The following is a 23,570-nucleotide window of genomic DNA, read 5'->3' as shown; positions in this document are numbered from 1 at the left end:
CCCGCACGGAACCCGACAAGCTCCCCCAACGCGGTGTCCCGCCCAGGATCATGCACACTACTCACCGCAGCCCTTGGTCTCGATCTTCGTACTGTCGCAAGACGAATGATCAACCAAGGGCTGCACCCATGATCAACCGGGGCCGCTGCCGCCAAGGCCGAGGTTAAAGTTCAAGATCAAGTCTTGTTGATCTACCCGAGACGCTGCAGCGCGTCTGGCTCGCGTCTCTCTATCCGTTCACTTCCGATGGACGAGTAACAGGACCAGCGTTAACGACGATCGTGGAGATACGCGTTCGACCCTACGCGACCTGACAGCGATACTTTGGAGGAACATTGCCCAGGAGGCTGGCGTGGAGCAAGAACGCGGAGAGCTATGCCCTGCCGATTTTGTTGGCCATAGCGTTGATAACTATTTCTCAGCTCCTTAATCTGATCAAAGTCAAAGACTATCTAATCGCAGCATTACTGCTCGCAATCCTTCTAGGGGGCGTGTTTGTAACACAATTTCTAGCCTTCAAGGCGGCGCGCGGAAACGAGCGCAATGACTTATTCCATCTAGTATCGTCCATCGCGATGTCAGAAGGTTTTCAGCGCCAGAGCTCCTCATTACTTTCTGCAGGCTCCGTGTGTGCGATAGAAGCCGCCGCCGATGAGGTCTGGATATATGCATTCGACTTAGGATGGGAAGGTGACAACAGCATTTTCACGCACGTTGTTCGTGAAAATGTTCTACGCGGGGTAAAGTACCGATACCTTCTACCCAATGACCCTCTCGCAATCGACAGGGCGAATCACATGCGCCGCTCTATGACCAGAATCCCGAGGAGCCGTTCCTTGGTCAAGTTCAGAAATTCACCCAGGGAGCGATTGATAACACAGTTCGGCCTCACTATATATAATCCAAATTATCAGCACAACGAAGATGGAGATCGTGAGACAGTGGCTGTCTTTTTCCCGCACTACCGCGATTTTTCAGACGAAGCAAGCCAAGCAGACGCTGTATTTCTCACCATCAAAGGTCGCGCCACCCAGAAAGTCCAAGAGGCTTTTTACCGCTACTGGACCGAAGCGAGCGACATAACATATGGTGATCAAATTTGACTAGCTGTAATCATCATCATGCTGCCGCAGCTCGATGAAGCTTGATGTGGCCTACGGCTGGGGACGGCTGATACCGAATCGGTCACCGCAAGTCACATGCTCAAGATTGTTGATCTAGCCCTTGAGCAGGGCCCTTGCCATGACCATGCGCTGGATCTGGTTGGTGCCCTCGTAGATCTGGGTGATCTTCCGCCCGGTTGATCACGACCTGCCGATCGACCTGCGAAACGCGGTCTGAGCTGCCCAAACGTTTGCCAACAGTTCTCGCCGGTTCTCGGCCCTGCCCGACCTCTGACGGCCTGGAGACGGCCTGATCTTGGTCAGCCCAGACCTCCCCCTGCTCCCTCGTACAGGCCGTCTCGTGCGCCGGGTCGGCGGTGTCAAGAGTGGGCGCTTGCGTCCATCGCGTCAGCGACGCGGAGCGCTCTTGATGCCGTCGGCCCGGCGTTCGACGATGGAGGCCGAGGGAGCTGCCCTGTGGGTCATTGCGCCGCCGGTGGTGGCGCCGCCGACCCGTGGCCGTTGGCTGCGCCACGCAGGCCGGGCGGCGTGAGCGGAGCGGCAGCCGCCCGAGCCGCGATGGATGCCGGACCACGTCGCCAACGGAACAGGCACCGCGCGCCGCCACCGGCGGCGCGCCTTGATCCCATAGAGCCAAATTCGACAGTCAGGACAAACAGAGAAGTGGACTGCACGGAGGACGTGGCACCTCGATCGCCACGTGTTACATATCGCCGACTTCTTCTACGGGCTCCCCGCTGTCACGATCCTGGTTACGGGCGAGACCAGCAAAGAATGTCAGCGCGTAATCGATCTGATTCTGGGTTGATGGCGGCAAGTTCTCAAGTCGATATAGATCTCTGTGAACGCCATCCAACACACTCCCCAGGCGACGAACAACTAGATCAATATCAAAATATTCGGACACTACATTCTGATCAAGCTCTCCGAGTTGTTCAATAGTGCCACCCGCGACATACACATGCTTCTTCCCGACGAACCTGGCAAGTAGATGAATTAACGACCATCGACCGCTTTCGACCTGCTGCCATAGCCAAGCCTTAATCTCGCCCTTGTCAACTAGATCTGCCCAACGAAAAATGACACGAAAGTCTTCGTCTTTCATTTGCTGAACAGGCGCCAAAGCCGCTCTGTTCATTTCATCTCGAACTTTCTCCAACAGGAATGGCTTGAGGTCTTCCAGCCATTCGGCATCATCTTGGTGCCGACTTTCCGTCGATGCGACCTCAAGGCATAGCCTCCAGTGCGAGGTCAACAGAAAGTTCACTGCAATATCACTCGCTTCTCCGCGTGAACTCTTCTCCAGACAGTCGATGATGAGGTACTGGGCGATGTCCTTAGATGACCCGGCCAAGAACTGTCGATCGTCAGGCAGCTCTTCATAGATCGCCGCCACCTCCTCAACAAGGTATCGAAAGCTCGATACCTTCATATTTACCAAAAGCACACGAGTCTTATCGAAGATTCGCCTCGGCAAGAGGTCTATCTGTTCCCTGTACCATGCGACGCCGGGGGTATCACGCACATTGCTCAGTACGCCTTCGAGCGCCGCAAGCGTCTGCCTGTCGGAAACATCTCCCGGAGGGATATTGAGGTGAAAGTACCGATCAAAGTAGTCAGGCGACTCCACCCGCTTACCAACCGCCAGCGATAACATATCCCTGTGCGGGGACACCGCCCCGGAGGAAAACTGAGAGAACAGTCTCGACAATAAGCGTTTTACAGACTCATTATCTTCTCCGGAAGCGAACTTGCTGATAAATGCTTGCGCAAACTGCACGTGTTCATCTCGGGCGCGACCAATTTGGGGCTCATAGTCCCAGCCGAGTGCACCTGTCAACCGTGTCCTGCGAGCGGGGATCTCGACATAAAGTGCTTGTTCAAAGGTCTGAACGAACGTTAGAACGAAGAGGTCGTGAAAATCTACCTCTCCAACTAGGTGCGAGTAAGAAGATATAAGCTGAGCAAAGAACTTCTTAATCGCTCTCGGCGTAGAAAGACGATAGTTCATGTCGCGTCTGAAATACGTATAGAGCGATGTGATCTCACTCTTCGCGATACGCCCATGCTCCTCAGCAAGGACCGCATTCATGCCGAGTTCGAACACCGACTCGAAATGTTCTTCATGCAGTGGAGGCACGTCGACTCGCACTTGCATAATTTTATCCAAGTACTCGACAGCCCGCGAACGATCCTTAATCGCTAGTTCACTGCTCGCCAAGAGATCGACGACCGTCCTGTAGTCAAATGAGAGCAGGTATGTGACGTTCGGAAACTTAGCAATCTCTCGAATTAACTTGAATACAAGAGTGAGTTCAGAGGGATGAAGCCGATCAATATCATCAATGAAGACCACTATTGGGTACGATATGGCAGATAACTCCTTCTCGACTCGCCCGCGGGCGGAATCAAGGTCTACCAGACTTAACCCAATTGCAGTGGCAGCTTTATCGATGATACCAGAGGCGTCGAATCCTGGAACAGCTTTTCCGAAAGGTGCGATAAATTGCAGGTATTTCGATATCTGCTTGCGCACCTTCCTTCTGCGCCGTTTTGGCAAAGTGTTCTCTATCACGGAGAAAAATCCGCCTAGCAAAGTCGAATAGTCAGAGTAGATCCACGGCCGGAACTCAAGTATCCTAGATTCCGACTTTTCGCCGGAGATAATCGCCCGGGTCAAATTCAACGTAGAGGTTTTACCCGATCCCCACGGACCACTGAGAGCAACAACGGTTCTGCCTCCGCTTCTCATGGACTGATGCACGCGGTCCGCCAGTAGTCGTGCAGTGTGTCGTCGTCCAAAAAGATCGTCGGCGACCGTATCGATCGGCGCATCTGTATAGTCGTAGGACTCCATAGCAACTCTACCTATTCACTATTCGCGCAGACGCCATCATCGATAGCGGCCAACAGTACTGAAATTGAGGTAATGACCACACTTGGATTGACGGATAGCAGTTTGTCGATCTTCCCCGCCTTGTTGGCGTACGCAATCGCACGCACCATGGCCGCTTTCGCTGCTTGGACATCAGTAGAAGAGTCCCCAACAAACGAGCATGACCCCTTTGGAATGTTGAGTTCCCGAAGCGCCGCGAGCACTAAGCATGGGTCAGGTTTGAGCCGCGAAATGTCCGCACCAGCGCGAGCTGAAACAACGTCGACGAGGTGTCGAATGTTATGAATGTTGAGATAACTCTCGATTGCAGCAATGCTGTTGTTGCTCACAATGGCCAACAATCGACCGGTTGCCTTCCACGTTTTGATTAGGTCGTGGACACATGGCGTCGGCTCCGCCGACTGCACCGCTTCCACCTCGTGAGCGCGAAAGGTTGCTTCTAAAAGGCGGGCTTCGTCGGGGCCGAGTTTGGCGGCGTAGAACAGGACGTCGAACGGGTCGGTACTGGCCTGGACGTCGTCCGGGATGCGGTGGCCGCCGTGGATTAGGACATCGCGGAGTTGATCGGCGACGACAGACGCGGGGATACCCGCGAACACAGAGCAGATTGGGCCGTCGAAGTCGAGTAGCAGGGCCTCGGTGTTGGCGAGGATTCGCCGCAGCGTCTCGGAGTCGTCGACGGGTGGGGTCATGGGGTGAACTCCGTTGAGACGGTGTTCCACATGCTGTCGAACCAGGTGCGGGCCTGATCGACGTACTGGGAGCCGGTGGAGGTGTCGTCGTCGTTGGCGGAGTGGTGGAACAGGACGGCGTCTTTGCCCATGAGGTCGTAGATGGTCTGGGGTTCTTCGCCGAGGGTGAGAATGTGTTCGCGGACGGGGTAGAAGCCAAAGAAGGCTTCCTCGCCGTTGATGATGTAGAGCTTGAACAGTGGTGCGGCGTGGTGCACATGAACTTTCGCGGTGGCTTCCTCGACTAGGCCCAGGCTGCCCAACTCGTTCACGGTGTCGGTGATCGCGCCGACGTAGCGGTGCATGATCCGAGTGGCGCGTGCGCGGAACTCTGGGCTGTCGCCGAGGTCGTCCGCGCGGCACGGAATCGCCAGCGGCGCTGTGGTGTCCGGGATGAGGATGCGGACGGCGATGGACTTCGGGCGGAGTCGGCCGACGCGGATCTTGTCCAGCGGTTCCTGCATGGCTCCATGCAGGGTCTCGCCGGAGAACCCGGCGAAGTCGATCGTGACTTCCTCGGCCTCGAACGCCCGCTCGATGTGCGGACGGAGGCCGACCGGGCGTTCGGTGCGCTCTCGCACGAACACGCCGCTCCCCTGCCGCGAGACGATCAGCCCTTCTTCGCGCAGTTCGCGTAGGGCGTTCTGGATGGTCATGGGCGCGACGTTGTACGTCTTCGCCAGTTCCTGACGGGACGGCAGCTTGTCCCCAGCGGCGAACTTCTTCGTCAGGATTGCGGCACGCAAAGCGTTCGCAACCTGCACATACGGCGGACGCGGGTCGTCCGGGTCCAGGGCCATCGCATCCTCCGGTAGCTCACGGTTCCGATGCGCCTCATGAGTCGCACGGCTGTGGCATGCATGCACTCCACTTGCAGGCATGCATGCTACCGGGAGATGTCTAGGCCACCTAGTGAGCTAGGCACGTCAGGCTTCTACTTAACTTGTCTAGCCAGCCTGGCTTACTCTCGGATTTGTACAGGTTGGCTAGCTCGGCTAGCCCAGACATTGGAGTAATGCAGATGCCAGTTGTTCCCACGCGGTTCGCGGTGGAGTTCGGGGAGGTGTTCCCGTTCGGTGCGTTTGTGCTGGGTGTGGAGCCGTCCATGGCCTTCTCCGCGGACGCCAACGCACCCAAGCAGCAGGAACGGGACAAGGAGACGGGTCAGCTCGTGTGGATCGTCCGCGCGCTGGACGCCAACGAGGACGCGGCCCGGTTCGGTGCCGAGTTCAAGGTCAAGATCTCGGCTGACCACCAGTCGGTTCCGCCGGAGAAGCTGCCGGGGTTCCCGTTCCCGCCGGTCGAGTTCGCCGGGATGACCATCACGCCCTACGCCAACAACAAGGGCCGGATCGCGCACAGCTTCCGGGCCAAGGGCATGCAGGCGCCCGGCGGCGCGACCCGCAAGGCGGCTCCGGCCCGTGAGCCGAAGGCGGCGTGATCACCATGCGGGCGCCTCGGGAAGCGGTCGCCCGCTGGAACACCGCCTATGCCGAGCAGACGGCGGCGCTGTTCGCGGCTCAACGCGCCAAGCCAAGAGACGTGGCAGCGATCCGCCGTCTTGCTCGGGCCTATCACGACGTGGCCGAAGCATGGCGCGGTCTGGCCGGAGAGCTGGCCATCCCGCTCTGGGCACGTCACGCGGCTGCGGTTGCCGCTGAGGAGTTCGACCGGCGCGCGGTCGTCGAGGCCGCCCGGATCGGTCCACCACCAAGCAAGGAGTTGTGAGAAGTGGCGTTCAACGTGTCGTGTTCGCCCGGCAATGACGCGGCGGCCGCGTTCATGCGGGTCACGCCGGAGCTACCGGCGCTGGTCATCTATCTGGATCCGGTGAACCTCGCGATCCAGTTGCCGTCGTTCCCCGGCGGGACGCTCGTGTTGGCGAAGTTCTGCCGGGAGCTCGCGCGGGAGGCCGCGAAGCTGGCCGCCGAGATCGACCCGGACGGCGAACCGGCGCCGCCGGAACGTGGGCCCAGGCATCTGCTAGTGACTGGAGATGACGGTGACTCGGGTGGTGGGTACTGATGGGTCGGTGTCAGCTCGTGGTGCCGTCGTCGGTGTTCGAGGCGCACGAAGCGTTGTGGCGACGCAGGCCAGCACATGACGCTGCCCCTGAGGAATGGGCGGCGTTCCATCGGCACAGTGCGGAGGTCTACGCGGCGGCGGCGAAGGTCGACGTGCCGAACCGGCAGGAGGCGTCGCAGTACGCGGCGTTCGCGATCAGGCGGGCCCGGGAGATCGAGCACCGGCTCGGCCCGGACGGTGATGACGAGTGACTGCCCTGACGGAAGTAGAGGCCGAGTCACTGGAAACCGCGATCACCCGCGCGGTGGGTGAAGAGCTGCGGCGCGTGCGTGAGGCTCGGGGCTGGTCACGGGCACAGTTCGTGAAGCGGTTGCCGTCGAAGATCGGTGACCGGACCCTTTTGGCCTACGAGCACGGCCTGCGTCAGCTCACCCTGTGCCGGTTGACGGAGCTGACTGTGGGCCTGGAGGTCGATCCGGCCACGGTCGTAGCGCGCGGGCTGCAGCGAGCACGTCTGCACTTGGACCGTCTGACGTTGCACATCGACCTGCGGGCGCTGCTCGACCACGACGGCGCGGGTCGGGGCAAGTTCCGCCCGATGATCCAGTGGGCACGCAACGCCCTCAACGAAAGCCCGCGCGGCATAGCCGAAATCGACGCCAAGGTTGTGCGCAACCTCGCGTTGTTCGCGGGCTGCCCGCATGACGAGCTGGCCGAGTACCTGGCCCAGTTCACCCCGTCGCCCGGTGACATCGAGGACGAGGAGAACCCGGACGAGCGGCCACAGTAGACGCAGACGTTCAACAGTTAATTCCTGAGTAGACACAACGCACGCGGGGTCGTGTGGCGATGGCGCACGTCTTGGTGCGGGTCGCTGATCCCGTAGGCGCAGAAGCGGAATCTCTCGGTCTGCCAACCTTTTCCGCTCCTGCGCTGTCCACCCGGAGGTAGACAGTGAACAGGTTAGAACCATGCCGTGTGCCTGCGCCAGAGGGGGTCACCCGAACGCGGTGCGCTCGGTGTCGTCGTTTCGCTCGGCTGCTGCCCGGCGAGACCCGCTGTGCGCGGTGCGCTGGCATGCTCGCCCTGGAGTTCGCCCCGAAGAAGCGGGGTGAGCACCGATGAACGCGCAAGCCCTCGGGACGCTCCTGCTCACCGGTGGCGCGATCGCTGTCGTCGTGTGGCTGTTGAACAAGATCGGCCGGGCGCTGACAGCGGTTCTGGAAGCTCTGGCGACGGTCGCAATGGTGCTCGTGGCTGTATGGCTGCTGGTCAAGACCGTGTACCTCGTAGGCAAAGCCGCAGTGACCCACTGGCGCACCACCCTCGGCGGCACCGTCCTCGGCGCGTGGCTGTGGTGGTGGGGCTGGCTGCCCGTCACCGGCCTCCTCGCGGCCATCGTCCTGGGACTGCTGGTGTGGCGGTGGCGTCACCGGCTCTCGTTCGAGACCTGGGCGGGTCGGCGGTTGCGGTCGTGGTGGCAGCGCTGGGCCGTGTACGCGCGGAGGCTGCCTGGCTGGTTGCGTGCCTGTAGGCTGACCGTGCTGGATGCGGACCGGCCGATCGTGGTCACCGCGGACCCGTTGGGCCGCAACAAGGTCCGGCGCCAGCCCAAGCAGCGCGCGGACCAGGTGCCGAAGGTGCTGCGGGTGCGGTCGGGAGCGTCGTGGGATGAGGTTCGGGTGCGGCTCGTGCCCGGCCAGAAACCCGAAGACTTCGACGACGCCGCTCGCGCGCTCGCGGTGGCTCGCGGGGTCACGCGGTGCCAGGTGCGGGAGCTGTCGCCGAACGTCGTGTCGATCGACTTCCAGCGGCGCAACCTCCTCGCGGACACCGTGCACTGCCTCGACCTCGCCGACCTGGCCGACGTGTCCGGCGCCGACGTGGACCTTACGAAGGTGTGGAGCGGGCGCACCGACTACGGCGTCGACTGGCACCAGTCCCTCAAGGGCTCGCACACGCTGCATGCCGGTGTGACTGGTGCGGGCAAGGGTGCGCAGATGTGGTGCCCGCTGGTGTCCATCGCTCCGGCCATCCGTGACGGCCTGGTCCGGGTGTCCGGCATCGACCCGAAGGGCATGGAGCTGGCCTACGGCCGCCGGATCTTCCACCGCTACGCCGTGACCGGCAAAGACGCGCTGGCGCTGCTGGATGACCTCATCGGCGTGATGGATCGGCGCAAGGCCGAGTTCGCCGGGCGGCTGCGGTCCGTGCCGATCTCGCGGGAGCACCCGCTGGAGATCGTGGAGTTCGACGAGATCGGCGCGTTGATCCGCTACATCGGGGACCGCAAGCTGCGGGAGGCCATCACGGAGCGGGTGGCGCTGCTGACCACCCAGGGGCGGGCGCTGGGCTGCACCGTGCGCGGCTACGTCCAGGAACCCACCAAGGACACCGTCCCGGTCCGGGAGCTGTTCCCCCGCCGCATCAGCCTCCGCGTGGCCACCAAATCCCACGTCGGCATGGTCCTCGGTGACCAGGCGTACGAACGCGGCGCGTGGGCCAACCGGATCGGCGAGGGCGAACCCGGTGTCGGTTACCTGTTCGGTGAAGGCATCCGCGAACCCCTGCGCGTACGCGGCGGCTGGGTACCCGACGAAACCATCAAGGATCTCGAAGCGTTCGTCACCGGCACGACTCCGCCGAGTCAGCCCGGCACGGTCCACCCCTTCCCCCGCCACCACAACGACCGGCGCAACAACGTGCCCGGTGGCGCTGCCTAACCCCTCACTGTCTTGAAAGGACACCTCTTGCGATGAAGACTGCCCTGACCAAGCGAACCGGCGTCGACACGTTGATCGAGGCCTACCGGTCACACGTCCTCGGCCGGAACCTGCCCAACCCCGCATCGGTGAACTTCTCGTCCACGCGGGAGATCATGGTCCAGCCCTCCGGCGGCCTCGACCTGTGGTCCCGACTCAGCGGCGTACTCGTCTGGGCCTGCACCCTGACTGAGCTGACGGCCACCTGGACACACACCGCAGACGACCGCCTGCTGGTCCAAGTGATCGGCCGAACCGCCGGCGGAACCCCCATCACCATCTACGGCGGCGGCACCTTCGACGAGTGCTGCGGCCTGGTGCCCCTCGCCCTCGACGAGCGGGAAGGCGTCTCCCTCGACGAGCTGTACACCCTCGTCAGCCTGCTCCGCGAGCACGGGCAGCACGAGCGGGAGGTGGCCTGATGACCACAGGCACCCGCGCACAGCGGATGAAACAGCCTCTCGCGGCCGACGTGATCGCGGCGACCGCTGAGCAGCACGGTGTGTGCGTCCGGCCGTTCACGATGGAGGTCGGCGACCTGGACACCGGGGAACTCCGGTACGTCCCGGTCCCCTGCGGCTCAACGATCGAGTCGCAGTGCGGGCCGTGCGCACGGAAGGCTCGGGCCCTGCGGATGGCCCAGTGCCGTGAAGGCTGGCACCTGGTCGACGAGCCGGACTTCACCCCGGACGAGCCCACGGCCGATCACACGGCGCTGCTCGAGCTGCGCGCCGATCTCGTAGTGGCTTACCAGCAAGCCGCGGTGACCGGGGCCGTGGAGGCCGACGAGCTGCGCGACGAGATCCGCTCGGTTGACGAGGAACTTCGGCAACTCGGCGTGCGCGGTCGTCTGCCCAACCCGGACGGGCCAGGGAAACGGTCGCCGAAACGGTCCACGAAACGGCGGCAAGACGCACCGGAGCTACCTCGTCGACGCGTGGAGAAGCGGACCGTGGGCCGTGAGTTCGCCGGGCGGTTCCGGCCGTCGATGTTCGTCACGCTCACCCTCGACAGCTACGGCCGTGTACGCGACGACGGCACCCCCGTCGATCCATCGACCTACGACTACCGGCGTGCCGCTCGGGACGCGGTCCACTTCGCCGCGCTCGTGGACCGGTGGTGGCAGAACCTCCGCCGCGTCGTCGGCTGGGACGTGCAGTACTTCGCCACGGTCGAACCGCAGAAGCGGTGCACGCCACACCTGCACGCGGCCCTGCGTGGCTCGGTGCCACATGAAGTCCTGCGGCAGGTCACCGCCGCCACGTACCACCAGGTGTGGTGGCCCCAGCATGACGAACTGGTCTACGACGGCGACCACCTGCCCGTGTGGGACGGCGAACGGTTCGTCGACCCCGACACCCGCACGCCACTCACCGCCTGGGCCGACGCGGTGGACGAGCTGGACGAGCCCGCGCACGTCGTCTCGTTCGGGAGGCAGGTGCACTCCAAGGGCATCCTCGGCGGCACAGAGGAAGCCGGGCGGCACATCGGCTACCTGACCAAGTACCTCACCAAGTCCACCGGTGAGGTGATCGAGGCCGCCACTGACCGCCAGCGGGTCCACCACGACCGTTTGCACGACGAGTTGCGCGTCACCCCGTGCTCGCCGCGCTGCGCGGTCTGGCTGCTCTACGGCATCGAGCCTTTGGGCGCCAACTCACGGACCCACCCGGGGCACTGCAAGGGGCGGGCGCACCGGCGGACCACGCTCGGCCTGCCCGGTCGGCGGGTGCTGGTGTCGCGGAAGTGGTCGGGCAAGACGCTGGCCGACCACCGGGCCGACCGGAAGGCATTCGTCCTGGAATCGCTCGCGGCGGTCGGCATCACCAAGGAGGATCCGGACCGGTCTCGGCTGGTCTGGCAGAAGGTCCAGCCCGGCGACCCAAGCCTTCCGCCACGCGACCACCTGCTCATGCACGCGATCGCCGAACGGATCAAGTGGAGAGCCGAGTACGACAAGGCCCTACTCGCGGCTAGTCCGCCCGATCTTTCGGCAACTCAACCGCAAGCGGCTTGAACGGGGGGATCCGGGGATGAGCAACGTAAGCAAGATTGATCCGTTGTGGACGGTCGATGAGGTGTCCGCCTACCTCGGCGTGCCGGTCAAGACCCTCTACCAGTGGAAATGGCGTGGCGAAGGTCCGCCCGTACGCAAGATCGGCCGTCACCTGCGCTACGACCCGGCAGCAGTCCGCGCCTGGGCCACCGCAGCGGCCTGAACCTTTCGGCAATCACAAGGGGCTCGTCATGGCACACATCCAAGACCGCTGGTACAGGCCGAAGAAGGACCCGGAGACCGGTAGACCCGTGCTGAACGCACGTGGCAAGCCGGTGATGGAGAAGACCGAACTCCACGGCACGGGGGATCGATACCGGGTCCGGTACATCAACCCGGACGGCCTGGAAAGGTCCAGGTCCTTCCCGGACCGGCAGAAGAAGCAGGCCGAAGACTTCCTGATCGGCATCGAGAACGACAAGCGGGAAGGACGCTACATCGACCCGAAGGCGGCTCGGGTGACGTTCCGCCTCCAGGCCGACAACTGGATCAAGGGACAGTCCGACGACCCCGCCACGCGCGAGATTCTGCGTAGTCGGCTGCGGAGCCAGATCCTTCCGCACCTCGGCGACCTCCCGATCGGGAAGATCACGCCGAGCACGATCCGGGACTGGCTCGGCGAGATCCAGGACCAGGCCGACAACTACAAGGTGGTCCTGTTCAGCGTCGTCACGGGGGTCATGGATTCGGCCGTAGACGACAAGCTGATCCGCGACAACCCGTGCAAGGCCAAGACGATACGTCGGCCGACCAGCCCGGCCGTCGAAGTCAAGGACATCTGGCCGGAGGAACGCGCCAAGGCTGTCCGTGAGGGCATGGAAGAGCGGTGGCGGATCACGGTCGTCATCGGGGCTGGGCTCGGCCTACGGCAAGGCGAGATCCTTGGCCTCTCGCCGGACGACATCGACGAGGGGTCCATGCTGTTGCACGTCCGGCGACAGCTCCGCACGGTGGACCGGACGTTGGTGTTCGCCCTCCCGAAGGGCAACAAGACGCGGACGGTGCCGCTGTCACCCGGTGTGCTCGCCGAGATCCGCGATCATCTCGCCGACTATCCGGCGACAGCCGTCACGCTCCCCTGGCGGAAACCGACCGGCGACCCGACGACCGTCCGGCTCCTCGCGGCAGGGGAAAACGGACGGCTCTACTCCGGCGACCTGTTCACCAAGACAATTTGGGAAGGGGCCTTCCGCGGGGCCAAGCTGACCCGTGCCAAGCAGGTCGATGGCATGCACGCGCTACGACACTTCTACGCCTCGACTCTGCTCGCGCAGGGCGTGTCGATCAAGGAGCTTGCGACGTACCTCGGACACTCCGACCCCGGGTTCACTCTGCGCGTCTACACGCACCTGGTGCCGTCAAGCCACGAGCGTGCCCGGCTGGCCATCGACACCGTGTTCGGCCAGTCAGAAAACGAAAACGGGTCGCAAGCAGCATGACGATGTCAGCCAGCGACACGAAGCTTGTTGTACACGGATAGCCATCCGCGTGCTCGTCGTTGCCGGACGTTGCCTGTGACATCAAAAACCGATTGAATTGCAGTTCCCGCAACTGTACCAGCAATCAAACCACCGATCCCGGCAATGCCCATGGTCGCAACTCCAGACAAACCCCCGAAAAGCAGTCCGTAAACAGCTTTCCGTATGCCCGCGCCCAAACCTTCCACTTCGCCAAGCAATACGGCTTGCTTTCTCTCGAATACACGATGAACAAAATCCTCAACATCTCCACCTTTGTAAGTCTCACTCACCTCCCCTTCGATCTCTCGCATCACTGCACGAAAACGCGCCATATACCTATTCTTTCTGATCTCAACAATCGATTCCCATGGAAGATCTCGGATGTTCGGTAGAAGGATCGGCATCGCAAAGCCACGCGACTGCCAACCAGAGCCATCCCTGAACCGCTGGGCTACGACCTGCTGGTGCAGCGAGTCCGCCGTCATGGAGATTCCCGACAGGGCCGCCAAAGCCAAGTCATTGTTCGCAGATCCAATTACTGTACTTCTTACAAAATCGACAGGAATCGCATTCTTCAACGAGCTGTTTTTCTTATCGACTCTCGACCACTCATCCGCTAGCTGCTTCGCATCCGACGGAGGCGCAGGCCTGACAAAATGGACCCAACCGCATTCTGTCGGAAACTCTCTAGCGAACGGCAGAAGAGTTGCGTCCCATGAGATGGAGCTCTCCGAGTTGATGAACTCCCTTAACTGCGCAGCGGGCACTCCAGGGATATCCTCGTCGCCTATCGACACGCTGAAACGAGACTGCATCGCAACACTGCGCTCTTTTGGAGTTTGCCATCGCACGGAGTCCAGGTTCTCCGAGTATGAAGTGAAACGGGATGCGCCACCTGGGCCCGCCGACACCCTCAGCATGCCTGCCTCTAGCAGGACCTCGTCGAAGATCAGGCTGGCAAGTTTGAGGCGTCGCCTCATCGCGGCAATTGGCGCGCCCGCGAGCAACGTAGACGCGTTTGAACGAAGCGGAACCAACAGCACTGACTCATCTGCACCCACAATGGCCACAGTAGAGGCAGTTGCACCTTCCCCGGAGAGGCCGGAAGACAGATCAGGTGCGTGCGCGACGGTCTTAGGCAAGCCGGGCTGTCACGGAACCGGTCAACTCACCATCGTGAAGCGGCCTGGCACGGGTGACGGCCTGGAGGCGGCCTGATCATGGAAACGACCGGAGGCCGCCACCCGGTCAAGATCGTTGATCTAGCCCCTGAGCAGGGCGCGTGCCATCACCATGCGCTGGATCTGGTTAGTGCCTTCATAGATCTGGGTGATCTTGGCGTCGCGCATCATGCGTTCTACTGGGAAGTCCTTTGTGTAGCCGGCGCCGCCGAATAGTTGGACCGCGTCGGTGGTTACTTCCATTGCCGTGTCGGAGGCGAAGGTTTTTGCCGCGGAGGCCAGGAAGCCGGCGCGCTTGTCGCCGCGTTCGGTGGCTGCTGCTGAGGCGTAGACGAGGTGGCGGGACGCTTCGATCTTCATGCCCATGTCGGCCAGCATGAACTGGACGCCCTGGAAGTCGGCGATGCTCTTGCCGAACTGTTTGCGGTCCTTGACGTAGGCGATTGCCGCGTCCAGGGCGCCCTGGGCGATGCCCAGTGCTTGTGCGCCGATGGTGGGGCGGGTGTGGTCCAGGGTGCGCAGCGCGGTTTTCAGGCCGGTGCCCGGTTCGCCGATGATGCGGTCCGCGGGGATTTCGCAGTTCTCGAAGTAGATTTCTCGGGTGGGGCTGCCCTTGATGCCCAGTTTTCGTTCCTTCGGGCCTACCGAGAAGCCCGGGTCGTCCTTGTGGACCACGAAAGCGGAAATGCCGTTGGCCTTCTTCTCCGCGTTCGGGTTCGTCACGGCCATGACCGTGTACCACGTCGACTCGCCCGCGTTCGTGATCCAGGCCTTCGTGCCGTTCAGGACCCACTTGTCGCCCTCGAGGACGGCGCGGGTGCGCATCGACGCGGTGTCCGAGCCCGCCTCGCGTTCGGACAGGGCGTAGGACGCCGACGCCTCGCCCGACGCGAGCGTCGGCAGGACCAGCTTCTTCAGCTCCTCCGACGCCGACAGGAGGATCGGCTGCGTGCCCAGCTTGTTGACCGCGGGGATCAGCGACGCCGACGCGTCGACGCGGGCGACCTCCTCGATCACGATGCACGCCGCGACCGCGTCGGCGCCCTGGCCGTCGTAGGCCTCGGGGATGTGCACCGCGTTGAAGCCGGCCTTGTTCAGGGCGTCGCGGGCCTCGGACGGGTAGCGCTCCTGCTCGTCGACCTCGGCGGCGTACGGCGCGATCTCCTTCTCCGCGAGTGCGCGCACAGCCTCACGCAGCGCCTCGTGCTCCTCGCTCAGCTCGTACATCGCCGCACACCTTCCTGGACCGGGACGTCGTTCCCGATGTTAGCGCTCGTTAGCATCGGCGGGAGTGTTAAGCCGGGCACGTAGACCGGCGTCCTTCTCAAGCACTAGCTGTTCTAGATCGGAAGCGAAGCGGGACAGGCGGTCGCGCAGCTTCTCGTCGGCCACCGACAGCATGCGGACCGCCAGCAGGCCCGCGTTGCGGGCGCCGCCCACGGACACCGTCGCCACCGGGATACCCGCCGGCATCTGCACGATCGACAGCAGGGAGTCCAGGCCGTCCAGGTACTTCAGCGGCACCGGGACGCCGACGACCGGCAGTGTCGTGGCGGACGCGACCATGCCCGGCAGGTGCGCGGCGCCGCCGGCACCCGCGATGATCACGCGCAGGCCGCGGTCGGCCGCCGTGCGGGCGTAGTCGAGCATGCGCTGCGGGGTGCGGTGCGCCGACACGACGCTCACCTCGTGCGGCACCTCGAACTCGGTCAGCGCCTCGGCCGCGGCCTTCATGACCGGCCAGTCCGAGTCGCTTCCCATGATCACGCCGACCAACGGGCTCAAGACTCAACTCCTGTGTTCAACGGGTCGCTCGCTTCCGCCGTGAATGTCGTATCCGTCCAGCCACACCGCGTCCGACAGCCAGTGTGCGGCCAGCTTCGCCCGTTCGCGCACGTCGGCCATCGACTGGCCGAGCATCGTCACGTGGCCGATCTTGCGGCCCGGCCGTTCCTGCTTGCCGTAGTAGTGCACGTGCGCGTCGCGGAACCGCGCCAGCAGGTGGTGCAGGCGCTCGTCCGGGCTCATCCCCGGCGGCTCGGACGCGCCGAGCACGTTCGCCATCACTACCGCCGGGGCCATGACGTCGGTGGCGCCGAGCGGGTAGTCGAGCACGGCCCGCAGGTGCTGCTCGAACTGCGACGTGCGGGCGCCCTCGATGGTCCAGTGCCCCGAGTTGTGCGGGCGCATGGCCAGCTCGTTGATCACCAGGCCGCGGTCGGTGTCGAACAGTTCGACCGCCAGCACACCGACCACGTCCAGCTCCGCCGCGATCCGCAGGGCCAGGTCCTGCGCGGCCTCGGCGGCCTCGGGGGTCATGTCCGGTGCGGGGGCCAGGACCTCGACGCAGATGCCGTTGGACTGCACGGTCTCCACCACCGGCCAGACCCCGCCCTGCCCGAACGGCGACCGCGCGACCAGCGCCGCCAGCTCGCGGCGCATGGCCACGCGTTGCTCGACGAGCAGGGGCGCGCCCCACTCGAGCAGGCGCGGCACCAGCTCACCCGCGCTGTCCGGACCGTTGAGCATCCAGACGCCGCGGCCGTCGTAGCCGCCGCGCGCGGCCTTCAGCACGCACGGCCAGCCGTGCTCGGCCGCGAACGCGGTGACGTCGGCCACGCTCTGGACCTGCGCGAACGGTGGTACCGGGAGACCGAGGTCGCCCAGCCTGCGGCGCATGACGAGCTTGTCCTGGGCGTGCAGCAGCGCGTCTGGACCCGGCCGGACGTGCACGCCCTGGTCGACGAGGTTGCGCAGGTGCTCGCCGGGCACGTGCTCGTGGTCGAACGTGAGCACGTCACAGCCCTTGGCGAACGCCGACAGCGCGTCCAGGTCGGTGTGCGAGCCGAGCGTGATGTTCGGCGATACGAGCGCGGCCGGGTCGTCTGGCGACACGGCGAGCACGTGCAGGGATTGGCCGAGCGCGATCGCCGCCTGGTGGGTCATGCGCGCGAGCTGCCCACCGCCAACCATGCCGACGATCGGCAAGCCGGTACGAGTGTCCACGAATGCAACCTACCTACGGCGCATCCTGGTCAGCACTATGACGCCCACGACCAGGGGCACCAGCAGGTATGCACTGCCGAGCAGCACCTCCGGCGGCGTCCACTCCAGCTCGGGCTTCTCGCCGGCCGGCCGGTTGGGGTCGGACGTGCGCATGAGCAGCAGCACGCAGCTCGCGAAGACCAGCACGACCGAGCCGATCCCGGAGAGCGCCCTGACGCGTGCCCAGCCGGTGGGTAATCGGTCGGGCAGGCGGGACAGCAGTAGAACGACCAGCGGGACGACCCAGACGTAGTGGTGCGACCAGCTGACCGGGCTGAGCAGTAGCCCGAAGAACGCCGTGACCAGCAGCGCGGTGAGTGGTTGGCCGGCGCGGTGGTAGCGGCGGACGAGGAGGACGGCAGGGACGGCGAGCACCGCGCCGACGGCGATGGCGGCGCCGAGCGCCCAGGGGGCGAGGTCGGACAGACGCAGAATCAGCCCGTCGAGTGACTGGTTGCCCGCCCAGAAGGTGGGGCCGGTGCGCTCGGGGTTGGTGACCGCGACGCTCCAGAAGCGCCGGAAGTCGTGCGGGATGATCGCGAAGATCAGCAGCTGGAGCAGCCCGAACGTGACGACGGCCTGGACGGCGTCTTTTCTGCGGCCGGTCAGCCACAGGTGCGGCACGAAGATCAGCGGCGTGAGCTTGACCGCGGCCGCGACGCCGACGAGCACGCCGCCGAAGCGCGAGTTCCTGAGCACCAGCACGTCGACGACGACCAGCGCCATCAGGATGAGGTTGATCTGGCCGAGGAAGAGCGTGCGCCAGACCGGTTCGAGCCCGAGCGCCAGGACGGTGACGGCGACGGTGGTGCGCGCGGGCGTCATCCAGGCGGGGCGCGTGGGCAGGTTCTGGACGGCGACGCGGACGACGAGCGCGAGGGCGAGGACGGAGAGCGCGCCGAGGACACCCCAGGAGATCTGGGTGGCGAAGAGGGCGAGCGGGATGAACAGGAGCGCGCCGGTGGGTGGGTAGGTGAACGGGAGGCGCGCCCAGGACGGCTCGGCGCTGAGGGTCATCTTGTCGTAGAGGGGTTCGCCGGTCAGGAGAGCGACGGCCCCGGACCGGTAGACGGTGCTGTCGACCCCCAGCCGCCAGTCGATGGCCCAGCTGACGACCCCGGCGACCAGGACACCGGCCGGCACGGCGAACAGCGCGAGGACGAGCCGCGGGCGCGCGAACAACCGCCGCAGCGACTCACGAAGCCAATGCTGGGCGGAAGGGGCGACAGGGGCGTCCACACGCACACGAAGAGCAAACCACGACGCACCGACAGTCCCGGCACCGGCACAAACCCCACCCCCACCCCCGCGTGTCCAACGCTCAGAACCCCCGTGTCCAACGGCGAGAACCGGCGTGTCCAACGGCCGCGACGGCTGAGTTCGACCATTCTCCCCAGGCTCACCGGCCGGTTTGGTTGGACACGCGGGTCACTTTGGTTGGACTCGCAGGTCGGTTTGGTTGGACACGCGGGTCGGTTTGGTTGGACACGCGGGGTTTGGCTGCGGTTTCGGCACCCCCCGCGGGTGCCGAAACCGCAACTCGGCCTGTCCGGATGCGGGACTCGCGCTTGTGTGCGGGATGGACACGCGAGTCACGGCCGCCTCCGGACAGGAGACTTCAGGCCCGGCTGATCGACTGCAGCAGGTCGCGGGCCTCCTCCTGTGTGGCGGGAAGTCGTTCCAGGCGGAGGGCTGGGCGGCGGGACGGCTCCAGTTGGGGGTCCACCTTGAGCCGTTCCGTGATGAGCCAGCCCGCGCTCAGTGCCCGGTCGCCGAAGCCGGGGTCGCGTTCGGAGAGGACCGCGGCCACCGACGGGCCCAGTAACGCGATGCTCTCGCCGCCGTCGAAGATCTCGCGTAGGGCGTCGGCTACCAGGACCATCGCCATCAGGCGGGGCCAGCCCGTGACCGTGGACAGGTCCAGGGTCACGACCAGCAGGGCGTGGGTCTCGGCCGCCGGCAGGCCCAGGCGCGCGGACTGGCGGTAGACCTCGCCCAGCCGCGTCCGCAGGTACGCCTGCGTGGTCATGTTGGTCAGGTTGTCCGTGGCCTCCGCCGAGCGCAGGTCGCCGAACGACGCCTCCGCCCAGGCCAGGGCCGCGGCGCGGACCAAGGGGGTCGGCGCGGCGTCGGGGTCGGTCGCGATGAGGCCGTCGAGGGCGTTCGTGGTCAGGACCGCGTGCAGGGCGGCCAGGTCGGTCAGTGTCTCGTCCAGGCCGGCGCCTGCCTGGGCGCGTGCCCGGCCCAGCTGGGACAGGACGCCGGTCAGGTCGCCGCGGCGTACCGCGGACAGGCACACCGCGTCCACCTCCGGCACACCCCAGTCGCTGGGGAACCGCCAGCCGGCCGCGATGCTCGCCGTGCGCCAGCGCGACCGGAGCACCCTCAGCTCGTGAGCAGTACCGTCCGCGTCGCCACGAGAGCGCGGATCAGCTTCACGTACTGTCACTGTCGTCCGTCCCTCCGGCCAATCGCGTTCGGAGAAGAAACGCACGCCGGGTGTAACCGTGACGCCATTCGAGCGAATTCTCTTCCGAGGGCTTGAGGTACGGCCATTCCGGTGAGCGCGTGTGCCGGTTCCCAACCGATCCGTCACACTAGGCGCGGGAGTGCGTCTGGAGGGGTCCAGGCCAACAAAAGCCGAGGTCCCAGGGGCTGACGCGCGAGTGCGAGGGAGGACTGTGGCCACTGTTCCGGCCGACGTCGAGGGGCCGAGTGACGCCGAGCTGATCGAGGCCGTCCGCAAGGGCACCGTGTCCGCGTACGGGGCGCTGTACGAGCGGCACGTGGCCGCCGCGTACAACCTCGCGCGTCAACTTGCCCGTTCCCCCGCCGAGGCCGACGACCTCGTCTCTGAATCTTTTGCGAAAGTTTTGGATACTCTCCGTGCTGGGCGCGGGCCGGATTCAGCCTTCCGTGCCTACCTCCTTACGGCACTGCGCCACACCGCGTACGACAAGACGCGGCGTGAGCGCAAGCTCGAGCTGTCCGACGACGTGTCCACGGTCTCCGGCGTCTCCGCGGCGGCGGTCAGCCAGGAGTTCGACGACCCCGCCGTCGCCGACCTGGAGCGCTCGCTGGCCGCGCAGGCGTTCCAACGCCTGCCGGAACGCTGGCAGGCCGTCCTGTGGCACACCGAGATCGAGGGCCAGTCGCCGCAGGAGGTCGCCCCCATCCTCGGGCTGACGCCCAACGGCGTCTCCGCGCTCGCCTACCGCGCCCGCGAAGGCCTTCGGCAGGCCTACCTGCAGGTCCACCTCGCCGAGACCTCCGACCGCAGCTGTCGCGCGGCCGCGGCGAAGCTCGGCTCGTGGACCCGCGGCGGCCTCGCCAAACGCGAGAAGGCCCAGGTCGAGGCCCACCTCGACACCTGCGAACGCTGCCGCTCCCTCGCCGCCGAGCTGGCCGACGTCAACGGCGCCATGCGTGCCTTCGTCGCGCCGATCGTGCTGGGTGTCGGCGCCCTGGGCTACCTCGCCACGACCGGTGCCGCCCAGGTCGCGGCGGCCGGTGTCGCGGTCGCCACTGGCGCGGCCGGTTCGGCGGCGGGTGCCGCCGCGTCCGTGCCGCGCCAGTTCCTCGGCGTGGCGGCGTCGAGCGTGGCGCTGGCCGCCGCGATCGCCATCGGGCTCACCGCGGGGGGCGAGCGGCCGCCGATCCCCCAGGCCTCGCCGGTGCCGACCCAGGAGCAGCGGCCACCGGCCACGAGCAACCCGCCCCCACCGCAACAACCGCAACAGCAGGAGCCGCCGGCCCAGGAACCGCCCGCGTCGGAGCCGAGTGAATCCGCGCCACCACCGTCCGAACCCGCGCCGTCACCGTCCGAGCCGGCACCGCAACCCAGCGAGCCCGCTCCCGAGCCGCCGGCACCGACGCCCGCGATGCTCGAGGCGAGCGTGCCGAACATGCCGTTCTCGATGGACGCGAACGGTGCGCCGGTGGACCTGCCCCTGACCGTCCGCAACACGGGCGGCTCGATGTCCGAGCCGGTCGCCGCCGTGCTGAACCTGCCGCAGGGGGTCAGCGCGATCCCCGTCGACGAGCTCTCCGGACACCGGCTGCTGTCGCTGGACGGCCCGAGGGCCGGCACGGTGAACTGCCCCGGCGGCCACGGCACCGTCACCTGTACGAGTGAACAGGGGCTCGCGCCGGACGAGACGGTCACGCTGCTCTTCCGGCTGATCGCCGCGGACAACGCCAAGGGCGGGAAGATCACCGGCGTCGTGACCGCGGGCGTGAACGTGAACACCAGTTTCACCGTGCAGCTGAACGTGCGGCCGGCACCCGTGACGGACGGTGTCAAGGTGACGGCCGAGAACGCCTGGCCCGACCTGCTCGGGTGGTGGACCCGCCCGGTCGTGGACGTGACGGTCACCAACACGGGCACCAGCTCGCGGCCCGTGAAGCTGTCGGTCGACCAGCCGGGGGAGGTCGTCTCGTCCACCCAGACGATGACCTGCTCGGTCAGCGGCGCCACCTCCTGCCTGACCAACGCCGAGCTGGCCCCGGGCGAGAAGCTGAAGATCACGCTCCAGCTCGACCTGGACTCGTGGTCGCAGAAGTCACTGGCCACGACAGAGGTACACATCTCGGCGACACTCGGTTCGGCGACCGACAGCACATCGGTGACGGTCTGGGACTGCTTCTGGCCGACCAAGCCAACGCCACCCACACAACCGGGTGAACCTGGGTCGCCGCCCACTCCCCCGAGCACGACAACGCCACCCGGCACGCCGACCATGCCCACCGAGCCGACGGTGCCGACCGAGCCGAACCCGCCTGCGACGACGACCACGCCACCGACCACGACAACCACACCGGACCCCGGCACGGGCGACCAGGGACGCGACCACCCGTCCACGCCGCCGCCGACGGAACCGCCGACCACGCCGGAGGAGTCCCCGGGGCTGCTGGGCGGCCTGCTGGGGTGGCTCCTGGGCGGCTGATGATCGGATCGGTGTCGGGCGTCGCTAGACTCCGCCGCCATGACCTTGCTCTACCGCGTGCTGGCCTGGTTGCCCAAGCCGGTGCGGGACAGGCTCGTCAAGCACAAGGAGCTGCTCAAGTTCGCGGTCGTCGGGATCGTGTGCTTCGTCGTGACCAACGTCGTGAACTACGGGCTCAAGTTCACGATCCTCAACGACAACCCGGTGACCGCACTGGGCATCGCGGTCACGATCGCCACGATCGTGTCGTACGTGCTCAACCGGGAGTGGTCGTTCCGCACCCGCGGCGGGCGCGAGCGGCCCCACGAGGCCGCGCTGTTCTTCCTGATCAGCGGCCTCGGCGTGCTGATCAACTCGACGCCGCTGTTCCTGTCGCGGTACGTGTTCATGCTCGAGGTGCCCCACGTCACCCTGCTGGCGCAGGAGGCGGCGGACTTCATGAGCGGCATCATCCTGGGCACGCTGCTGGCCATGGTCTTCCGCTGGTGGGCGTTCCGGAAGTGGGTGTTCCCGCAGTCCGACGCGCGGCCCCGCGTGGTCCGCGTCGGCCGGCGCGGTGCCCGTTTGGTCCGGTTGCGCGAGGACGACGAGGCCGCTTAGGCCACCTGGCCGCGTCGCGCTCCGTAGACTACGCAGGTGTCCGTCGTCGAGGTGGTGCTCTCCCGAGTGCCGGAACCCCTGCGCAAGGTGCTCATCAAGCACCGTGAGCTGCTGAAGTTCGCCATCGTCGGCGGCACGACGTTCGTCATCGACAACGGCATCTGGTACCTGCTGAAACTCACGGTCCTCGAGGAGAAGCCGGTCACCGCGAAGGTCATCGCGATCATCGTGGCCACGATCGTGTCGTACGTGTTGAACCGCGAGTGGTCGTTCCGGACGCGGGGCGGGCGCGACCGCCGCCACGAGGCGGCGCTGTTCTTCCTGATCAGCGGCATCGGCGTGGCGCTGAACTCGCTGCCGCTCTACGTCTCGCGGTACTGGCTGAACCTGGAGGTGCCGCACGTGTCGCGGTTCGTCCAGGAGTTCGCGGACTTCACGAGCGGCTCGATCATCGGCATGCTGCTCGCGATGTTCTTCCGGTTCTGGGCGTTCAAGCGCTGGGTCTTCCCGGACGAGCTGGGCCACTCCCGCAGGCGGGGCCCGCTGACGGCCGTGGACGACCCGGCGGAGGAACTGGGCCACTCCTGACATGCGCCTCGGTCAGCTCCCGGTGCACGAGCAGCTCGACGCGCTCCGCGCCGCCCTGGCACGCAACGAGCTGCTGGTGGAGGTCCTCGCCCGTGCCGAGAAGCTCGACCTGCCCGCGCCGGTCGAGATCCGCAACGAGGCACGCGTCCACCTCTG

The 23,570-nt window shown here is 65.4% G+C and carries 23 protein-coding genes; 14 read left to right on the top strand and 9 right to left on the bottom strand.

Going from position 1 to position 23,570, the window contains the following annotated elements; all coding sequences use genetic code 11:
* Positions 1 to 335 precede the first annotated feature (335 nt).
* Positions 336 to 1,103: a hypothetical protein gene (locus ACJ73U_RS01215; RefSeq protein WP_407775597.1), complete on the top strand. Its 768-nt coding sequence runs from the start codon at positions 336 to 338 to the stop codon at positions 1,101 to 1,103.
* 724 nt (positions 1,104 to 1,827) lie between these two features.
* Here the strand turns inward: ACJ73U_RS01215 and ACJ73U_RS01210 are convergent.
* The 3 genes from ACJ73U_RS01210 to ACJ73U_RS01200 are packed head-to-tail and all read right to left on the bottom strand — an operon-like array spanning position 1,828 to position 5,551.
* Positions 1,828 to 3,981 (bottom strand): P-loop NTPase fold protein, encoded by a 2,154-nt coding sequence (locus ACJ73U_RS01210; RefSeq protein WP_407775596.1) that lies wholly within the window; start codon positions 3,979 to 3,981, stop codon positions 1,828 to 1,830.
* 11 nt (positions 3,982 to 3,992) lie between these two features.
* Positions 3,993 to 4,712: an HAD family hydrolase gene (locus ACJ73U_RS01205; protein WP_407775595.1), complete on the bottom strand. Its 720-nt coding sequence runs from the start codon at positions 4,710 to 4,712 to the stop codon at positions 3,993 to 3,995.
* Positions 4,709 to 5,551, bottom strand: a complete 843-nt coding sequence (locus ACJ73U_RS01200; protein WP_407775594.1) for a GntR family transcriptional regulator — start codon at positions 5,549 to 5,551, stop codon at positions 4,709 to 4,711. The genes ACJ73U_RS01205 and ACJ73U_RS01200 overlap by 4 nt, the downstream gene beginning before the upstream one ends.
* A gap of 221 nt (positions 5,552 to 5,772) precedes the next feature.
* Between ACJ73U_RS01200 and ACJ73U_RS01195 the strand changes: the two genes are divergently transcribed.
* The 10 genes from ACJ73U_RS01195 to ACJ73U_RS01150 all read left to right on the top strand — a co-directional run bounded on the left by ACJ73U_RS01195 (position 5,773) and on the right by ACJ73U_RS01150 (position 13,033).
* Positions 5,773 to 6,192 carry a plasmid replication, integration and excision activator gene (locus ACJ73U_RS01195; RefSeq protein ID WP_407775593.1) on the top strand — a complete coding sequence of 140 codons (420 nt, stop codon included), beginning with the start codon at positions 5,773 to 5,775 and terminating at the stop codon, positions 6,190 to 6,192.
* Positions 6,193 to 6,197: 5 nt separating this feature from the next.
* Positions 6,198 to 6,479: a hypothetical protein gene (locus ACJ73U_RS01190; RefSeq protein ID WP_407775604.1), complete on the top strand. Its 282-nt coding sequence runs from the start codon at positions 6,198 to 6,200 to the stop codon at positions 6,477 to 6,479.
* A gap of 3 nt (positions 6,480 to 6,482) precedes the next feature.
* A complete protein-coding gene (locus ACJ73U_RS01185; RefSeq protein WP_407775592.1) occupies positions 6,483 to 6,776 on the top strand; it encodes a hypothetical protein in 294 nt (97 codons plus the stop codon).
* Complete coding sequence (locus ACJ73U_RS01180) at positions 6,776 to 7,027, top strand: AMED_5909 family protein (RefSeq protein ID WP_407775591.1); 252 nt, start codon at positions 6,776 to 6,778, stop codon at positions 7,025 to 7,027. Before ACJ73U_RS01185 ends, ACJ73U_RS01180 begins: the two co-directional genes overlap by 1 nt.
* On the top strand, positions 7,024 to 7,566 hold the full coding sequence (locus tag ACJ73U_RS01175) for a helix-turn-helix domain-containing protein (protein ID WP_407775590.1): 543 nt from the start codon (positions 7,024 to 7,026) through the stop codon (positions 7,564 to 7,566). The genes ACJ73U_RS01180 and ACJ73U_RS01175 overlap by 4 nt, the downstream gene beginning before the upstream one ends.
* A gap of 331 nt (positions 7,567 to 7,897) precedes the next feature.
* On the top strand, positions 7,898 to 9,499 hold the full coding sequence (locus ACJ73U_RS01170) for an FtsK/SpoIIIE domain-containing protein (RefSeq protein WP_407775589.1): 1,602 nt from the start codon (positions 7,898 to 7,900) through the stop codon (positions 9,497 to 9,499).
* Between the two features lie 32 nt (positions 9,500 to 9,531).
* Positions 9,532 to 9,960, top strand: a complete 429-nt coding sequence (locus ACJ73U_RS01165; protein ID WP_407775588.1) for a hypothetical protein — start codon at positions 9,532 to 9,534, stop codon at positions 9,958 to 9,960.
* Positions 9,960 to 11,555 carry a replication initiator gene (locus tag ACJ73U_RS01160; protein WP_407775587.1) on the top strand — a complete coding sequence of 532 codons (1,596 nt, stop codon included), beginning with the start codon at positions 9,960 to 9,962 and terminating at the stop codon, positions 11,553 to 11,555. Before ACJ73U_RS01165 ends, ACJ73U_RS01160 begins: the two co-directional genes overlap by 1 nt.
* A 16-nt stretch (positions 11,556 to 11,571) precedes the next feature.
* Complete coding sequence (locus tag ACJ73U_RS01155; protein ID WP_407775586.1) at positions 11,572 to 11,757, top strand: helix-turn-helix domain-containing protein; 186 nt, start codon at positions 11,572 to 11,574, stop codon at positions 11,755 to 11,757.
* 28 nt (positions 11,758 to 11,785) lie between these two features.
* The gene (locus tag ACJ73U_RS01150) at positions 11,786 to 13,033 is read left to right on the top strand and encodes a tyrosine-type recombinase/integrase (RefSeq protein ID WP_407775585.1); all 1,248 of its coding nucleotides are present in this window, start codon (positions 11,786 to 11,788) and stop codon (positions 13,031 to 13,033) included.
* 5 nt (positions 13,034 to 13,038) lie between these two features.
* Here ACJ73U_RS01150 and ACJ73U_RS01145 read toward each other — a convergent pair whose 3' ends face one another.
* From ACJ73U_RS01145 to ACJ73U_RS01120, 6 genes are all read right to left on the bottom strand, one after another.
* The gene (locus ACJ73U_RS01145; RefSeq protein ID WP_407775584.1) at positions 13,039 to 14,034 is read right to left on the bottom strand and encodes a hypothetical protein; all 996 of its coding nucleotides are present in this window, start codon (positions 14,032 to 14,034) and stop codon (positions 13,039 to 13,041) included.
* A gap of 282 nt (positions 14,035 to 14,316) precedes the next feature.
* Complete coding sequence (locus tag ACJ73U_RS01140) at positions 14,317 to 15,462, bottom strand: acyl-CoA dehydrogenase family protein (RefSeq protein WP_407775583.1); 1,146 nt, start codon at positions 15,460 to 15,462, stop codon at positions 14,317 to 14,319.
* Positions 15,463 to 15,501: 39 nt separating this feature from the next.
* Positions 15,502 to 15,996, bottom strand: coding sequence for a 5-(carboxyamino)imidazole ribonucleotide mutase (purE, locus tag ACJ73U_RS01135; protein ID WP_407775603.1), 495 nt, complete (start codon positions 15,994 to 15,996; stop codon positions 15,502 to 15,504).
* A 27-nt stretch (positions 15,997 to 16,023) separates the two neighbouring features.
* Positions 16,024 to 17,241: a 5-(carboxyamino)imidazole ribonucleotide synthase gene (locus ACJ73U_RS01130; RefSeq protein ID WP_407775582.1), complete on the bottom strand. Its 1,218-nt coding sequence runs from the start codon at positions 17,239 to 17,241 to the stop codon at positions 16,024 to 16,026.
* Positions 17,242 to 17,250: 9 nt separating this feature from the next.
* Positions 17,251 to 18,519 carry a glycosyltransferase 87 family protein gene (locus tag ACJ73U_RS01125; RefSeq protein WP_407775581.1) on the bottom strand — a complete coding sequence of 423 codons (1,269 nt, stop codon included), beginning with the start codon at positions 18,517 to 18,519 and terminating at the stop codon, positions 17,251 to 17,253.
* A gap of 379 nt (positions 18,520 to 18,898) precedes the next feature.
* On the bottom strand, positions 18,899 to 19,663 hold the full coding sequence (locus ACJ73U_RS01120; protein ID WP_407775580.1) for a GGDEF domain-containing protein: 765 nt from the start codon (positions 19,661 to 19,663) through the stop codon (positions 18,899 to 18,901).
* 298 nt (positions 19,664 to 19,961) lie between these two features.
* Between ACJ73U_RS01120 and ACJ73U_RS01115 the strand changes: the two genes are divergently transcribed.
* From ACJ73U_RS01115 to ACJ73U_RS01105, 3 genes are read left to right on the top strand one after another with little or no spacing between them, the layout of a single operon-like run.
* Entirely contained in the window at positions 19,962 to 22,226 is a 2,265-nt protein-coding gene (locus ACJ73U_RS01115; RefSeq protein WP_407775579.1) for a sigma-70 family RNA polymerase sigma factor, read from the top strand.
* A 39-nt stretch (positions 22,227 to 22,265) separates the two neighbouring features.
* A complete protein-coding gene (locus ACJ73U_RS01110) occupies positions 22,266 to 22,826 on the top strand; it encodes a GtrA family protein (RefSeq protein ID WP_407775578.1) in 561 nt (186 codons plus the stop codon).
* A 36-nt stretch (positions 22,827 to 22,862) separates the two neighbouring features.
* Complete coding sequence (locus ACJ73U_RS01105) at positions 22,863 to 23,414, top strand: GtrA family protein (protein WP_407775577.1); 552 nt, start codon at positions 22,863 to 22,865, stop codon at positions 23,412 to 23,414.
* Positions 23,415 to 23,570 lie beyond the last annotated feature (156 nt).

The sequence above is a fragment of the Actinophytocola sp. genome (assembly GCF_045807065.1).
Classification (GTDB): Bacteria; Actinomycetota; Actinomycetes; order Mycobacteriales; family Pseudonocardiaceae; genus Actinophytocola.
This window is presented reverse-complemented; position numbering and strand designations above follow the sequence as displayed.

Coding starts and splice junctions, on each gene's coding strand:
- ACJ73U_RS01160 (WP_407775587.1), top strand. CDS start 9,960: ATGACCACAGGCACCCGCGCACAGCGGATGAAACAGCCTCTCGCGGCC.
- ACJ73U_RS01155 (WP_407775586.1), top strand. CDS start 11,572: ATGAGCAACGTAAGCAAGATTGATCCGTTGTGGACGGTCGATGAGGTG.
- ACJ73U_RS01180 (WP_407775591.1), top strand. CDS start 6,776: ATGGGTCGGTGTCAGCTCGTGGTGCCGTCGTCGGTGTTCGAGGCGCAC.
- ACJ73U_RS01150 (WP_407775585.1), top strand. CDS start 11,786: ATGGCACACATCCAAGACCGCTGGTACAGGCCGAAGAAGGACCCGGAG.
- ACJ73U_RS01190 (WP_407775604.1), top strand. CDS start 6,198: ATGCGGGCGCCTCGGGAAGCGGTCGCCCGCTGGAACACCGCCTATGCC.
- ACJ73U_RS01165 (WP_407775588.1), top strand. CDS start 9,532: ATGAAGACTGCCCTGACCAAGCGAACCGGCGTCGACACGTTGATCGAG.
- purE (WP_407775603.1), bottom strand. CDS start 15,996: ATGGGAAGCGACTCGGACTGGCCGGTCATGAAGGCCGCGGCCGAGGCG.
- ACJ73U_RS01210 (WP_407775596.1), bottom strand. CDS start 3,981: ATGGAGTCCTACGACTATACAGATGCGCCGATCGATACGGTCGCCGAC.
- ACJ73U_RS01140 (WP_407775583.1), bottom strand. CDS start 15,462: ATGTACGAGCTGAGCGAGGAGCACGAGGCGCTGCGTGAGGCTGTGCGC.
- ACJ73U_RS01110 (WP_407775578.1), top strand. CDS start 22,266: ATGACCTTGCTCTACCGCGTGCTGGCCTGGTTGCCCAAGCCGGTGCGG.
- ACJ73U_RS01170 (WP_407775589.1), top strand. CDS start 7,898: ATGAACGCGCAAGCCCTCGGGACGCTCCTGCTCACCGGTGGCGCGATC.
- ACJ73U_RS01195 (WP_407775593.1), top strand. CDS start 5,773: ATGCCAGTTGTTCCCACGCGGTTCGCGGTGGAGTTCGGGGAGGTGTTC.
- ACJ73U_RS01200 (WP_407775594.1), bottom strand. CDS start 5,551: ATGGCCCTGGACCCGGACGACCCGCGTCCGCCGTATGTGCAGGTTGCG.
- ACJ73U_RS01205 (WP_407775595.1), bottom strand. CDS start 4,712: ATGACCCCACCCGTCGACGACTCCGAGACGCTGCGGCGAATCCTCGCC.
- ACJ73U_RS01145 (WP_407775584.1), bottom strand. CDS start 14,034: ATGAGGCGACGCCTCAAACTTGCCAGCCTGATCTTCGACGAGGTCCTG.